The sequence below is a fragment of the Shewanella violacea DSS12 genome (genome assembly GCF_000091325.1).
GTDB classification, from domain to species: Bacteria; Pseudomonadota; Gammaproteobacteria; order Enterobacterales; family Shewanellaceae; genus Shewanella; species Shewanella violacea.
In genome coordinates, this window is record NC_014012.1 from 866,503 (window position 1) to 880,782 (window position 14,280).

The following is a 14,280-nucleotide window of genomic DNA, read 5'->3' on the forward strand; positions in this document are numbered from 1 at the left end:
AGTCTGATCTGTTGTTCACTAAAACTTAGGTGGGCGGATTGTACTCTATCACTAGGCATAGGTTAATTGCTTTTTAGCTGGGCCCACTCCCCAGCTTGTTGCTGGTTTACGCCCCTATGGTTACTTTTGTTGCTGGCTGTTGTGGAAGGATCTGATTTTGATTTCATGTGTACGCCTTGTTGCGAGCTTGGTGTTGTTTATTCCTAATTTGAGCCAGTTCCTTGTCAATTTATACGGTATTTGATAATAGTATGCCTCTAAATAGGGTTTTAGGCGCTTTTTGGGCGGAGGTTAGCCTGATTTTAGGCATGTTGCGGCAGACTCTGCCAACTTTGCTCATAAACTCGCCAAGTGTTAGCCGAATTTATCACGGACACGTGTAATTATTAATTTACATAAATATAATCTCCACTTATTAGAGCCTTTAATTGGCCTAATAACTTGAGATCGTTACAAAACAATAGAAGATGATGGTGAAAAAAGTGCAAAACAAACAGATGAGCATGGCCGATACCTTGGGATTAGGCTTTATGACTTTCGCGTTCTTTCTGGGCGCAGGTAATCTTATTTTCCCACCATTGGCGGGCTTCCTCTCCGGTGAAAATATGACATTGGCCATGATTGGCTTTCTGATCACTGCGGTAACTTTACCCTTGATCACCCTGATTGCTGTAGCCAAGGCAAACGGTAAAATCATGGGTTTACTTCCTCCTGTGGCTGCAACCATTTTTGCCATCGCTATTTATCTTGTCATTGGCCCCGCATTTGCCGCCCCTCGTGCCGGTTTAGTGGCATATGAGATGGGATTAAAACCCTTTCTGGCCGATAGCAGTGCGACCTTTATGCTGGCAGGTATAGCGCTGAATGTTTCCCAGCTTATCTATAGCGTGATCTTTTTCGGTATGGCCATGTTGCTGTCTCTCTATCCAGGGAAATTACTAGATAGCGTTGGTAAAATACTTACGCCTATCATGATTATTCTTCTGGTGGGTTTAGCTATCTCAGTCATCATGCTGCCAGGATTTGATGTCGGACCGGCTATGGGTGACTATCAGACTCATCCGCTGACCAAAGGTATTTTGGAAGGTTATAACACCATGGATACCTTGGCATCACTCATCTTCGGTATGTTGATTATCGATATTCTTCGTCGTAAAGGAGTGAGTGACAGTAAAGATCAGACTAAATACCTAATAAGAGCTGCCTTGATCGCAGCGGCAGGCCTGGCATTTGTCTATATCTCACTCTTCTACCTTGGCGCCTCGGCTGGTGAATTCGCCATTGGCGCAGATAATGGCGGAACAATATTAACCAAGTATGTGAACCATGAGTTTGGTAGCCTAGGTCAGGTTTTATTGGCGGCCGTGGTCACACTAGCTTGTTTAACCACGGTTATTGGTCTGGTGACAGCCTGTGCTGAGTTCTTCAATTCGATCTTGCCACGTATCTCCTACAAGACGTTCGTGGTCATCATGGCACTGGCCAGTGCCATTGTGGCTAACGTTGGCCTGTCTCAACTGATCAGCATCAGTGTTCCTGTGCTTTACACTATTTATCCTGTCGCCATCGCTTTAGTCGCTGTGACCTTCTTAACGGATAAGTTTGCCATGCCGGCGCTATCTCATCGTATCGTGCTAAGCGTAGCGTTAGTGTTTGGTATTATCGATGGCCTTAAAGCTGCCGGTTTCAATATGAGCTTTATTGATTTCATGCCGATGCATAACGAAGGCATGGCCTGGTTACTGCCGACTGGGCTGGCAATCATGGTGTGTTTGTTTATCAAGAAGAGTAAAGCAGAGCCGATATTGGGATAACCCCTGAATATCTATTGAAATAAACTTAGGTTTGAGCTTAACATTTACCTGAATTGAGAGTCGATCGTGGAATAACTCACATATATGACTCTGTTAATTTCTTAGGTATGCCATAGAATACTAAGCGCGCTCTCCATGAGAACGCGCTTTTTTAATGCCTAAAAGGAGTGATTAGCTTGGCTGATCCCGCTGAATCTACACCATATCAAGCCGACCCGCTTATCGATATTTTTCTGGATGACCTTTGGTCGAACCGAGGCCTGAGTGATAATACGCTTGCGGCCTATCGAACCGACCTACGCCATTTTGACCGTTATATTCAGGAATTAGGAGCCGAACTCGTTCAGGTTTCTCAGGAGTTGATCCGTGGTTATCTGGATGTGAGATTCGATAAAGGCTTTGCCCGTACCAGTAGCGCTCGCATGATGAGTAGCCTGAGGCGTTTCTTTGGTTTCTTATTGCTAAAGAAAATGATCACAGCGGATCCCATCGCCCGAATAAAGTCGCCTAAATTAGCCCGGAAACTACCAGATTCACTTAGCGAGGCTGATGTCGATATCTTGCTGAACGAGCCGGATATCCAGGACCCCATAGAGTGTCGTGACAGGGCCATGCTTGAGCTTCTCTATGCTACTGGGCTGCGAGTGACTGAGTTGGTGAGTCTGACCATGGAGCAACTCAGTCTTAGGCAGGGCCTAGTGAGAGTAGTGGGTAAAGGTGGCAAGGAGAGGCTAGTGCCTCTGGGTGAGCTTGCGGTTAGTGAAGTAGAAAATTATCTTCAGGGAGCCAGAGCCGAGCTGCTCAAGGGCAAGCTGAGTGATGTGTTATTTCCCTCTAAGCGTGGCCAAATGATGGCTAGGCAGACCTTCTGGTATAGAATTAAGCTCTATGCATTAAGGGCCGGAATTGTGACTCATATTTCCCCTCATACACTGCGGCATGCCTTTGCGACTCATTTGCTTAATCATGGTGCCGATTTGCGTGTGGTGCAGTTATTACTGGGGCACAGCGATCTTTCCACGACACAGATATATACCCATGTGGCGAAAGCTAGACTCAGCCAACTTCACAGTGAGCATCACCCCAGGGGCTAGCTTGCCTGATAGCAAGTGGGAAGTATCTTTTTAACTTGGGTTCATTTGGCTTACTTCGGTGTTTGCTTGGTTTACTGGTAACCATAGCCCCAATAATAGCTATAGCCTGCGGCTCGCTGAATGTGCAAACACTTCTGTTCGATTTGAGTTAAATTGATGGGCGAAGGACTTCTGTTTCATGACCTTGGACGGGTATCAGGCTTAGATGTTAGTTGTCAGAAGCAAGTCTTACTCTGAACCCAAAGACTGGACCCCAAAGATCCACAAGGAGCTTCATGCGAGGGGATAAATCCAGACTCCGTCAGTGACATGGTGAGCCTCACTCAATAGGCACTAAATAGGTGCTCTAGCTGTGCACTAGCTAGAGATCTTGAAGATTACCCATTTAGTTACAGTTATTATTTGCTTTAATCCTGTTGAAACTGTAACTTTTCTGGTCTAAACAGGGTCTACTGAACTGAAGTTCTAGATAACCGCACCAGACCCAGACAAAGAACAGGATATATAATGAAGTTTACCCGCATATTTTCTTTGGTACTTGCAATGGTATTAGCGCCTTTCGCTATGGCCACATCGAATACCACAAGCGACACTATAGCCAACAGCGCTAAGCTGAAACAGAAGTTGAGTGATGCACTCAATGTTGAAGTTCACTCACTGAGTCAGTCACCTATCCCAGGTTTATATGAGGCTCTTACGGATCGTGGCGTGCTATATATCTCTAAAGATGGCACTAAACTACTCCATGGTAGCTTGTACGATCTAGATAATGGTATGAAAAATCTGACCGAGGCCGCCATGGCTGGACCTCGTATCGAGATGATGAAACCCCTTGAAGACCATATGTTGGTGTATAAGGCCAAGAACGAGAAGCATGTTGTTACCATCTTCACCGATATCAGCTGTGGTTACTGTCGTAAATTGCATAACCAGATGGCCGAGTACAACGATTTAGGCATAACCATACGTTATCTGGCATTCCCACGTCGCGGCGTACCTTCTGCCAACGCAGATGAGATGGAAGCGGTTTGGTGTGCAGCAGATCCTCTGAAAGCTATGACGGAAGCCAAGGCGGGTAAGAGCGTTAAACATAAGCAGTGTGACGCGAAAATTGCCGAGCAGTATAATCTGGGCCAGAGCTTTGGAATCAATGGTACGCCGGCTATTATCCTTGAAGATGGCAGCATGATCCCTGGTTATCAACCACCTAAAGAGTTATTGCGCGCCCTAGAAGCCATTAACTAAATCTTCTTCCTAAGAGATCTAAAAGCCAGCTAATAACGCTGGCTTTTTTTATGCCTAGCATACCTGATGGCATATTTATAAGAATGAAGCTTCCTTTGGCTTTCCTTGTGAATTTACCTTTGATCGCTAGCCTAAGTTCATGGCTCAATCGGTTTATTGCCATGGTCTCAATCGATTTGTTTGCAGTGTTATCTGAGCCGCGGTTTGATATGCTAGCAGTCGTTTGATTTCTCGGTGTTCAACTTAAGCTATAAGGCAGTAATTCGTGATCCATAAGATAGTCCGACGTTCTAAGGTTGATGACACTCATCTGCCAGATTCCTTCTCTCCTCTGTTAAAGCAGATCTATGCCAGCCGTGGTACTACTGCCGAGGAATGCGATCTGACTCTGTCACGCCTACTACGCCCTAATACCATGAAAGGCTTGGATATAGCCTCGAAGATTATCGCCGATGGGATCCGAGATAATCGCTCAATTTTGATCATGGGTGATTTCGATGCCGATGGTGCGACCTCGACCTGTGTGTGCTTGTTGGCACTCAAGATGATGGGCGCGAGCAAAATTGATTACCTGATCCCTAATCGCTTCGATTTCGGTTATGGCTTGAGCCCGGAGATTGTCGCTGTTGCTCATAGTAAGGGTGCAGAGCTGCTGATCACGGTAGATAACGGCATCTCCTCAATCGAAGGTGTTGCCGCTGCTAAGGCGCTGGGCATGCAAGTGGTGATAACCGATCATCACTTGCCAGGTAAGACGATTCCAGATGCCGACGCCATAGTGAATCCCAATCAAGTGGATTGTGGCTTCGCCAGTAAATCTATTGCTGGTGTCGGAGTGGCTTTCTATCTGATGTCGGCATTGCGAGCTGAGCTTAGACAGCGCAATTGGTATCAAGAGCAAGGTATTAGCGAACCTAACTTAGCGCATCTCCTCGATATCGTCGCCCTGGGCACAGTTGCTGATGTGGTGGCCCTCGACGGTAATAATAGAATTTTAGTGGAAGCGGGATTAAAGAGGGTGAGGGCAGGTCGTTGCCGCGCCGGGATCACAGCCTTATTAGAAGTCGCCAAACGTAATCCGGCTAAAATAGTCGCTGCAGATTTCGGTTTCGCAGTAGGCCCAAGGCTCAACGCTGCGGGACGCCTCGATGAGATGGCCCTTGGGGTCGAGACCTTGCTTTGTGATGACATGATGAGTGCCAGACGCATGGCGGCCGAGCTCGATGGCTTAAATGCCGAAAGACGGGATCTCGAAGCCGATATGCAGCAAGAAGCGCTGAAGAGTCTGGAGTCTGTCGAGCTCAATGAAGCGAGTCTACCCTGGGGCATAGCCCTTTTTCAGGAAGACTGGCATCAGGGGGTTATCGGTATTTTGGCTTCCAGAATCAAGGACAGATATCACAGGCCTGTAATTGCATTTGCCGATGCGGGAGAAGGTGAGATAAAGGGCTCGGCGCGTTCGATAAAGGGCCTGCATATGCGCGACCTTCTAGAACTTATCAATAGCCGTCACCCTGGAATGATACTCAAGTTTGGTGGTCATGCCATGGCTGCGGGACTCTCTTTGAGAGGCAAAGACTTCGAGACCTTCGAGCAGGCATTCGATCTCGCCGTGCGCGAGTTATTAAAGCCTGAGCAGCTTACAGGTGAGTTCGTGACTGACGGGGACTTGTCCGCTGCAGATATGAACTTAACTGTCGCTTCTGAGCTTAGAAATGCCGGTCCCTGGGGCCAAGAGTTCCCTGAACCTCTGTTCGATGGGCACTTTAAAGTTATCCAACAGCGTATTGTCGGTGAGAAGCACCTTAAACTGGTACTGGAAACCGAATGCGGTCAAACCATGTTAGATGCCATCGCCTTTAATATCGATCTTAAGACCTGGCCCGATGCCACCATAGAGCATGCTCAAGTGGTTTATAAACTCGACGTGAACGAGTTTAGAGGTAATCAGACGGTGCAGCTGATGGTAGAGCAGATAGAGCCAATGTAGTTTGCTGGTGTAGGGATACACGGTTTTTATTGTCAGACTTCGTCTAACAACTAATGTCGTGGCTTTCCAACCCACACCCGGGTAAGGAGGACTGTTCGTCCTCATCCTCCTTACATCCACCATGACGCCCCGGCGAAGTTGTGATCCTCATATTCCACTTCAAATTCACTAACGCTTCCGATGGGGCATCCAAGCCCCCCGAAAGCTAAACTCACATCTATGTGAGTTTCACGCAATTTCAAGCTGCATATTTCAGCAACTTCCAACGGGGAATAGTTGTAGTCTGCGGCAGTGATAGGATTTGTCTAAGGATATAGAAGCCTGTGTAAGCTCGCTGCCTCGCTGCCTCGCTGCCTCGCTGCCTCGTTTCCTCGTTTCCTCGCTGCCTCGTTTCCTCGTTTCCTCGTTTCCTCGCTGCCTCGTTTCCTCGTTTCCTCGCTGCCTCGTTTCCTCGTTTCCTCGCTGCCTCGTTTCCTCGTTTCCTCGCTGCCTCGCTGCCTCGTTTCCTCGTTTCCTCGCTGCCTCGTTTCCTCGTTTCCTCGCTGCCTCGTTTCCTCGTTTCCTCGCTGCCTCGTTTCCTCGTGACTAAGAAGCTAGTTTGAGTATGAGTCTGAGTAGGCCCATGCAGCTGGAGTAGATGAGAACACCTATGGTTTTTCTACGTCTTAATTCGAGTAATTCCGGGATGACTACTTGATTGCTAATATCTGACTTTTTCGATGAATCTTGCTTTGATGAAGCTTGGTGTGAAGAGAGTTTGGCGGACCAGATAATGAACCAGAAAATACGTAAGTCGTATTGCTGGGCTTGCTGTACCCCCTGGCTTTGTTGATTAGCTGGAAGTGTCAGCTTTGCCTTATGTATGGGCCAAAATAGCAGGAGTTTTGAGTACGCTAGCTCTCCATTTGATGTGATCTTAAAGCGTGTGGTGAAGCGATCATAGCTCACCTCAATCTTGTCATCGAAAACCTGATGAGTCTGTTTCTGTATTCTTTTAAATGCCATTTTATTAAGTTAATTCCCTTTAGATATTACTAGTTACGCCTTACAAACTCGCCCATTGCTGTTTTAGGCCGATGAGGTGGAGTAGGCCGAGTCACAGGCAGATGGCTGAGCTCCAGAACCAAAACTCAGGACTGCGGCCAATTGGATGACTGATGAAAAAGAAGCCAGCCACACCGCGGAGCAGATAAATTGATGTGATAATAATTAGAGCCGTGCGAATGAGTGGCAGCTTAGGGATAAGCCCAGCTGCAGCAAAACCATAGAGTGACCAGATAGACTGGACTATGACAATTCCTGAGGTGATAATTGTCGGCTTCAGACTGCCTTGCTCCGCCAATACTGCCATCTGCTCGCCGGCACCAAAGAAGCGATACCAAGAGGCACCAAAATAGATACAGCCCACATGCGCCAAGGCTGCAAGTGCACTCAAGGTGCCTGCCACCACTAACAATATATTCATTCCCAGAACTTCCCTTAAAGTTAACGGATTAGATCATCTATTAATTTGAGCTCTCTATTAGATTGAGATTAGCACTCTGAACAGTGCCACCCACATTTAATGGCATATCTTAATGCCTCTTACTAAACTTTAATGAAGAGCTTAAGTGAGAGGTTGTTATGCCGCGTCCAAGAAGAACTCAAATCAGTATTGAAGACACGCCAATGTACCATTGCTGTAGTAGGGTAACCAGAAGAGCCTTCCTTTTTGGTGATGATGAACTTACTGGTAAAAACTATGACTATAGGCGTGGCTGGGTTGAATCTCTATTACTGAAATTGGCGGGTGTTTTTGCTATAGATGTTGCAGCCTATGCAGTGATGACTAATCATCTACATGTAGTTCTTAGTGTTGATATTTATGAGTCTAATCGTTGGAGTGACAAAGAAGTCGTTGAGCACTGGCATCAAATATTTTTGGGAACTGAAGTCACTCAAAAATTTGCTAAAGGTGAAGTGATAGAAAGCTTTGAAGTTAACAGATTAAAGCATTCTATTGCTCTATATCGAAGTCGATTAAGTGATATTAGTTGGTTTATGAGGTCGCTTAATGAACCCATTGCCCGTATGGCAAACAAAGAAGATAAGTGTACGGGCCGTTTTTGGGAGGGACGCTTTAAAAGCCAAGCATTATTAGATGAAGCAGCTGTACTTGCCTGCATGACTTACGTAGACCTCAATCCTATCCGAGCAAAAATGGCTGATAAGCCAGAGCAATCAGATTACACCAGTATTCAACTTAGAATCCAAGCTGCACTCAATGGTAAGCAACCTGCCAAACTCCTCTCTTTTATTGGTAATGAGCGCTTAAATCAACCTAAAGGGATAAATTTCACACTGAAAGACTACCTTGAATTAGTTGATGAAACAGGCCGAATGATTCGAGATGACAAGCGAGGTGCCATATCAGCCAATGCTGAAAAAATTCTGGCAAGGTTAAATATTCCTTGTGAGAATTGGTTAAGAATAACTGCTGATTTTGGTAAGTTATTTCATGGTCCTGTGGGGACATTACAAGAGCTGACGAGTTACTGTGAACATTTGGGTAAACAACGACGGCACTTTTCTCAAGACTGCCAGTATTTTCAAGCTGGCTAAGCGTTTCAATCTGTCCTTCTGCTAAAGCAAGCTCATTATAAATCGAGTCAAAACCTGCTGTTTGAATTTCATCATTTTCGCCCTTAAATACCCATACCCAATACTTTCTTAGCTTCGAATCATGTATCGGCTTGCTTGAGGGATTTTATCGCCAAGTAGAACATTGATAACCTGCTATAGACTCGGTATGTCATTGATTACCTATGGGTGGCTCTATTTCTTATTTTTTGATTAACAATGGGTGGCACTATTTCTACTTCTATTTTCGAATCATGTATCGGCTTGCTTGAGGGATTTTATCGCCAAGTAGAACATTGATAACCTGCTATAGACTTGGTATTTTATTGATTAACAATGGGTGGCTCTATTTCTATTTTTTGATTAACAATGGGTGGCACTATTTCTACTTCTATTTTCGAATCATGTATCGGCTTGCTTGAGGGATTTTATCGCCAAGTAGAACATTGATAACCTGCTATAGACTTGGTATTTTATTGATTAACAATGGGTGGCTCTATTTCTATTTATGGGTGGCACTATTTTTGATTTTTTTTTACTATTTTAGTTTCTCAGATACTGAACAAATTAATGCTTCTATCATCTAATCAATAGAAGCATTAAATAGGCCGGTAATAACTCAATGAACCTCAGAACCACGTGAACGAATATTGCCATCACGACTAATATCTATCTGATAGGGCGAAGCATGCACCCCATAAGACTGGTAAATCTGATTATCGGTATCAAATATTAGAGGCAGCTTCAGCTGAAACTTATCGCGAAACTGCTGCACAATTTTTTCATCGACATAAAAAGAACTCACAACGCCTAACCACTCGCGAGAATCATCCTTGGTAACTAGATGACTCAACTGTTCAATCTGGGCTTCACAGCCGGGAAAGTGAGGCATAGGACAAAGTGAATCCAAAAAGACCAAACTCAAAGGTTTATTGTTGGAAAGCCCCAGTAAACTAACGGTATTGCCCGCCATAGTTTTTGCGATAAATACTGGTGCCCGATCCCCTTTTTCCGGTTTGTGATAACCTGGCTTAGCAGCCTCATTAATCGTAAACGAAACGGACTTTGATTTTTCTGCCCCAGTAACAAGCATAGAAGGTAAATCATCTGTCCTTAATTGCAGCCATTGGTTCAACGCTACCTGAGTCGAAAAATGCTTTGATGCGAGCGCGTCGAACTCCTCTCCGCTACCAGAAAACACTTTCTTTCCATCTTTTAAAATCACATGCAAGGGTAGAGACCAGCCCCCCTGAGAACGCATCAAACGATAACCGCGATCCAGCACTAAAGGCTTCACTTGAGGATAATAGCGCTGAAATTCAGCTAACTGAGATTCTGTCACATTAATTTCCGGCTGAACCCAAACTTGCTGGCTATTCTTCACAAAGGCTTTAGGTAAAGCTGCTATTCGCGCTTCTTCGCCCTGGCCTTCATAACTGCTCCAGATATCCTGAAAGATTAAATGGGTCAATTTACTGTCTTGCAACACCAATGATTGGCCATCAAAGGTTTTTATATTCTCCAAGAGTAGTACTGGGCTTTCTCCTGCCTCAGCACGAAAAAACACCGCTAGCAAGATCAATGCTAATGCTAAATAGGCTTTAGTACGCGCCGCACTTTTATTCATACTCAGATTTTTCATTATCATCACTACCTATCGCTTCCAAGGACGTCTGTTTAATATTTGTTTCTCTTCTGCCCACTCTTCAACCATCTCATCTAAGGTATCCGTGGCCAAAAACGTGCGGTAAGCAATCTCTCCCTCTTTATCAATCAGCACATGATGTGGCGTACCGACAATGCCATAGCGGCTGGTTAAATCACCTTGTCGATCAATTACGGTCGGTAAGTTAAAACCACCACGATTAAAAAACTGCTGGATATTCGCAACCGAATCATTGATACCCACATTCACCGCCAATACTTCCACATCATCGCCGTATTTATTGTAAATCGATTGTAAGTGTGGCATCTCCACTTTGCAGTAACTGCACCAGGTTGCCCAAAACTTTAAATATACTGGCTTTTTACCCTTGTAATCAGAGAGTTTAAAGGTCTCTCCCGCTAAGGTGGTCACTTCAAAATTTGGTGCTTTATCTCCCACCGTTAGTGAGGCTGCTCCCACCTGCATCGCAGCACCTAAAAGTAAAAACGACACCGCCAGACGCAATCTACGACCGCTTCCAATAGGTGTTTTATTCAATATTCTCATCATGAGATTCCTCTTCTTTTGAACGTTAAAAAACTTGAATTATCAGATAAACAGCCGCTCTAGCCATCAAGACCGCGAACACCCATTTAATAGCATTCAGCCAAGGGCCTGAGCGTGGCAACGCAGATAACGCACTACTAAAACTCCCCGCGACGATTAATAAAGCACTCATACCAAAGGCAAAAACAAACATCAGCAGTGCAGCCCAAAGACGATTCCCTTCTCCAGCCACATACATCAGTAACATGCCCAGTACCGGTGATGTGCAAGGCGCCATCACCAAGCCAGAAAGGCCTCCTGCAAAGAACACATTAAAAGGCGCCGATTTAGACTTAAACTCAGGGGCCATCAAACCCGCAGGCAAACGCAGCCAACCCAACATCCAAGCCGCCATCAGTAAACAGAAACCCGCAACCAGCAAGAGTGTCACAGGGTGAGATGCCACCGAGCCGAACAGCACACCGCTACTCGCCGCTAAAATACCCAGCGCCGCATAGACTAAAGCCAAGCCAAAAACATAGAGTAAGGAATACAAAATGCTCTGAGTTCGCCCACTCGCTTGGCTACCGACGACAGAAACGGTGATCGGCAACATGGGGTAAACGCAGGGGGTTAAACTTGTCAGTAGTCCCGCAGCAAAAACCGCCGCGATAGCCCAAAGTGAAAATTGCTGCTCAAAAAGAGAAGCCTGTATAAAAGATTCCATATTCGTCATCCGCCTCCTAGTACTTGGGTGAAACTTGATGACTGAGTTATACCCAATTTCACAAAAGCATTTATCAAAATGCAGTGATATCGATATCAAATCGATATCAAACAAAAGTGATGTATTTATTTACCCTTAAATATCAACAGTTTGCATAATGAGTATTAAAATAATCAACTTGCCCTATAGCCCTTACAAGACGTAAAATCACTAGGTTATTTAATAGTGGATTGCCCATACATGTCCTTTCAGTTCGATCAACATTCTTTCGATAGCCAAAGTGGCGTGCTCACTCATAGCGAAAAACCAGAGCAAGCCTTGAGACATAAGGTGGCTGGCTTACTGCAATATTTGATTGAGCATCGAGATAGGATTGTTAGTAAAGAGGAGCTGCTAGAAACGTTATGGCAACACGGCGACTACCGCGAAAATTCCCTGACCCAAAGCATTCGTGAACTGCGCTTAGCCTTAAACGATAGCGCCAAGCAACCCAGCTACATCAAGACCTACCCACAACGCGGTTACCAATGGATTTGCCCGTTAAAGGAAGTTGAGCAGCAAGAAGATTCAGTCGTAGAAAAAGCAGTAGCAAAGAAACCCGCAGAAATAATGAGTAGCACAGCCAGCCGATTCGCAATGCCTTTAATAGCCCTCATACTCGTTATCGGTTTAGGCAGCTGGTTAGGCCTAGGCAATCTATGGTCGAATACAGGCTCAGAAGAAAAACGCAGAGATGCATATAAAGCCATGGGCTCAAACAGTTTATTAGTACTGCCCTTTATCAACGCCACCAACGACTCAACGATGGCCTGGCTAGAACTCGGCCTATCCGACATGCTTTCCATAGACCTACAGCGCAGCAATCAACTTAAGATAATCCCGCCAGCACTCGCTAATACTTTACTACTGAACGCTGAGCTAGAATGGCCAACCTTACCCATACACATCCGCAGTTTGTTGCGCGACCAAAACATCGATAGCGCCCTATTTGCCAGTGTGCGCCTGCACAATGAGCAACAGGTCTTAGATTTCAAACTCATTCACGCCGACGGTCGCAATCAACAAGGCAGCATCAGCTATCCATCACTGCCCGCCGCCGCACAATCTATTAGCCAACAAGTGTTATATTTATTAAGGCCGGGACATGTGCGCCAAACAACAAGACCCGCTGACGACCCCATCGCTGCCCAAGCCCTCGCTCAAGGGATGCAAGCACTGCAAGAAGAAGGTGCAGTTAGCGCGCAAAAATACTTCCAGGCCTCTCTCACTATTCAGGAAGACAGCCCATGGACCCAAGCATGGTTAGCGCGTAGCCGTTACGCATTAGGCCAGTGGAAACAAGCAGAAAAACTCTTCGATGGAATCACTTCTGCACAACGACAAGCCGATAGCAGCCTAGATGCCTTCATAGCTTACTGGTTAGCCGAGCTGGCATACCGACGTGGTGACGAGCAACTACAAGGGCTAGTTGATGAGGCAACCGTAAAAGCCGAACAAACCATAGATCCAAAACAAATGGCACAAAACTATCGACTTCAAGCCAATATCGCCTGGAGTGCGATGGAATGGGAAATACACAAGGAATGGATGACAAAAGCCAAGCAAGTGTTTTCCGTCAGTCACGACCTAAGCATAGAAGCCGACAAACTGTTTTATCTAGGTAACCCGAGTAATGCAGGGCTAGAGAAAAACCCTCAAAATGATTTATTACTCAACCAAGCGCGGTTGCAAAAAGCCCTGAATTTTTACCAGCAACTCAACAACCAACCTCTGATAGCGGCCAGCCAACTCGCCATAGCGCAAAACTACAGCTTCGACTTACCCACGCGCGCAAATGCACTGAAGCAAGCCCTAAGCCTTTATCGAAAACTGCAACAACCGTTCGAATTGGCCCAAGCCTTAATCTACACAGGCTTTTACCAAATGCAATTGCACGAGGGGATGAAAGCCCTGAACTACTTTAATGAAGCGAAACAAATTGCTACTGCGCTAGGCTCCAAGCCCTTGCTCAATATGAGCGACTTTTATATCGCTTTTGCTATGCTTGACCAAGGTCTAGATCAAACGGCCCTTGGCGGCCACCCAACCCAAGCGACCAAGCTGGAACGAGCCATTGTATTGCTAGAAGACTTCATCAAAATCCAATCAACTCCCTACTACCACGCCAGCGCTCTAGTTTTTCTCGGCTGGGCACATACTGATCTGGGTAATTATGATCAAGCACTGAAGGTATTAAGCGAAGCAAAAGCATTAAACAAAGAACTCAATATGGAAACCAGTTTTGGTTATAGCAGCTATTCCATTATGCGCATCCATTTAGAACGCCAGGACTACTCAGCGGTGATCGCCATGAGTGATGACAAGAGAACCACCCGCTTACAAGCCAGCTTTTTAGCCCGCGCCTATTTTGAGAACAATCAAGTTGATCAAGCCATTGCCACGTTAAGCCGTTTTAAACAGCAACACCCCAGTTTATGGCAGAGCGAAGACACAAAGCGATTGCTCGATTATCAAAACTCGAAGCAAGGTCTATTGACACAACTGCAAATCGAGCCCAAAGCACACTTGGTATATTGTGAGTCGGATTGGGCGCACTAGAT

At 45.6% G+C, this 14,280-nt stretch carries 11 protein-coding genes; 6 read left to right on the forward strand and 5 right to left on the reverse strand.

Features of this window, described 5'->3' with window-relative positions:
* Positions 1–482: 482 nt before the first annotated feature.
* The 4 genes from brnQ to recJ all read left to right on the forward strand — a co-directional run bounded on the left by brnQ (position 483) and on the right by recJ (position 6,143).
* Entirely contained in the window at positions 483–1,814 is a 1,332-nt protein-coding gene (gene brnQ / locus SVI_RS03455) for a branched-chain amino acid transport system II carrier protein (protein ID WP_013050012.1), read from the forward strand.
* A gap of 176 nt (positions 1,815–1,990) precedes the next feature.
* On the forward strand, positions 1,991–2,908 hold the full coding sequence (xerD, locus tag SVI_RS03460) for a site-specific tyrosine recombinase XerD (RefSeq protein WP_013050013.1): 918 nt from the start codon (positions 1,991–1,993) through the stop codon (positions 2,906–2,908).
* A 507-nt stretch (positions 2,909–3,415) separates the two neighbouring features.
* Positions 3,416–4,153, forward strand: coding sequence for a bifunctional protein-disulfide isomerase/oxidoreductase DsbC (dsbC, locus tag SVI_RS03465; protein WP_041419638.1), 738 nt, complete (start codon positions 3,416–3,418; stop codon positions 4,151–4,153).
* A gap of 265 nt (positions 4,154–4,418) precedes the next feature.
* Positions 4,419–6,143: a single-stranded-DNA-specific exonuclease RecJ gene (gene recJ, locus SVI_RS03470; RefSeq protein WP_013050016.1), complete on the forward strand. Its 1,725-nt coding sequence runs from the start codon at positions 4,419–4,421 to the stop codon at positions 6,141–6,143.
* 585 nt (positions 6,144–6,728) lie between these two features.
* On the opposite strand, the gene SVI_RS03475 is transcribed toward recJ, so the two are convergent.
* Together SVI_RS03475 and SVI_RS03480 are read right to left on the reverse strand one after the other, a co-directional pair.
* On the reverse strand, positions 6,729–7,148 hold the full coding sequence (locus SVI_RS03475; RefSeq protein WP_041419639.1) for a hypothetical protein: 420 nt from the start codon (positions 7,146–7,148) through the stop codon (positions 6,729–6,731).
* 91 nt (positions 7,149–7,239) lie between these two features.
* Positions 7,240–7,608 carry a hypothetical protein gene (locus SVI_RS03480; protein ID WP_013050018.1) on the reverse strand — a complete coding sequence of 123 codons (369 nt, stop codon included), beginning with the start codon at positions 7,606–7,608 and terminating at the stop codon, positions 7,240–7,242.
* Positions 7,609–7,766: 158 nt separating this feature from the next.
* Between SVI_RS03480 and SVI_RS03485 the strand changes: the two genes are divergently transcribed.
* A complete protein-coding gene (locus SVI_RS03485) occupies positions 7,767–8,744 on the forward strand; it encodes a transposase (protein ID WP_013050019.1) in 978 nt (325 codons plus the stop codon).
* 637 nt (positions 8,745–9,381) lie between these two features.
* On the opposite strand, the gene SVI_RS03490 is transcribed toward SVI_RS03485, so the two are convergent.
* The 3 genes from SVI_RS03490 to SVI_RS03500 are packed head-to-tail and all read right to left on the reverse strand — an operon-like array spanning position 9,382 to position 11,680.
* On the reverse strand, positions 9,382–10,404 hold the full coding sequence (locus SVI_RS03490; protein ID WP_041419640.1) for a peroxiredoxin family protein: 1,023 nt from the start codon (positions 10,402–10,404) through the stop codon (positions 9,382–9,384).
* A gap of 12 nt (positions 10,405–10,416) precedes the next feature.
* Positions 10,417–10,977 (reverse strand): TlpA family protein disulfide reductase, encoded by a 561-nt coding sequence (locus SVI_RS20645; protein WP_013050021.1) that lies wholly within the window; start codon positions 10,975–10,977, stop codon positions 10,417–10,419.
* 22 nt (positions 10,978–10,999) lie between these two features.
* The gene (locus SVI_RS03500) at positions 11,000–11,680 is read right to left on the reverse strand and encodes a cytochrome c biogenesis protein CcdA (RefSeq protein WP_157608652.1); all 681 of its coding nucleotides are present in this window, start codon (positions 11,678–11,680) and stop codon (positions 11,000–11,002) included.
* Positions 11,681–11,920: 240 nt separating this feature from the next.
* Between SVI_RS03500 and SVI_RS03505 the strand changes: the two genes are divergently transcribed.
* Positions 11,921–14,278, forward strand: a complete 2,358-nt coding sequence (locus tag SVI_RS03505; RefSeq protein ID WP_041419641.1) for a winged helix-turn-helix domain-containing protein — start codon at positions 11,921–11,923, stop codon at positions 14,276–14,278.
* The last annotated feature ends 2 nt before the right edge of the window (positions 14,279–14,280 follow it).

Excerpts from the sequence above, each read along its gene's own strand:
- dsbC (WP_041419638.1), top strand. The coding sequence starts at position 3,416 with ATGAAGTTTACCCGCATATTTTCTTTGGTACTTGCAATGGTATTAGCG.
- SVI_RS03475 (WP_041419639.1), bottom strand. The coding sequence starts at position 7,148 with ATGGCATTTAAAAGAATACAGAAACAGACTCATCAGGTTTTCGATGAC.
- SVI_RS03480 (WP_013050018.1), bottom strand. The coding sequence starts at position 7,608 with ATGAATATATTGTTAGTGGTGGCAGGCACCTTGAGTGCACTTGCAGCC.
- SVI_RS03485 (WP_013050019.1), top strand. The coding sequence starts at position 7,767 with ATGCCGCGTCCAAGAAGAACTCAAATCAGTATTGAAGACACGCCAATG.
- SVI_RS03490 (WP_041419640.1), bottom strand. The coding sequence starts at position 10,404 with ATGAAAAATCTGAGTATGAATAAAAGTGCGGCGCGTACTAAAGCCTAT.
- SVI_RS20645 (WP_013050021.1), bottom strand. The coding sequence starts at position 10,977 with ATGATGAGAATATTGAATAAAACACCTATTGGAAGCGGTCGTAGATTG.
- SVI_RS03500 (WP_157608652.1), bottom strand. The coding sequence starts at position 11,680 with ATGGAATCTTTTATACAGGCTTCTCTTTTTGAGCAGCAATTTTCACTT.
- SVI_RS03505 (WP_041419641.1), top strand. The coding sequence starts at position 11,921 with ATGTCCTTTCAGTTCGATCAACATTCTTTCGATAGCCAAAGTGGCGTG.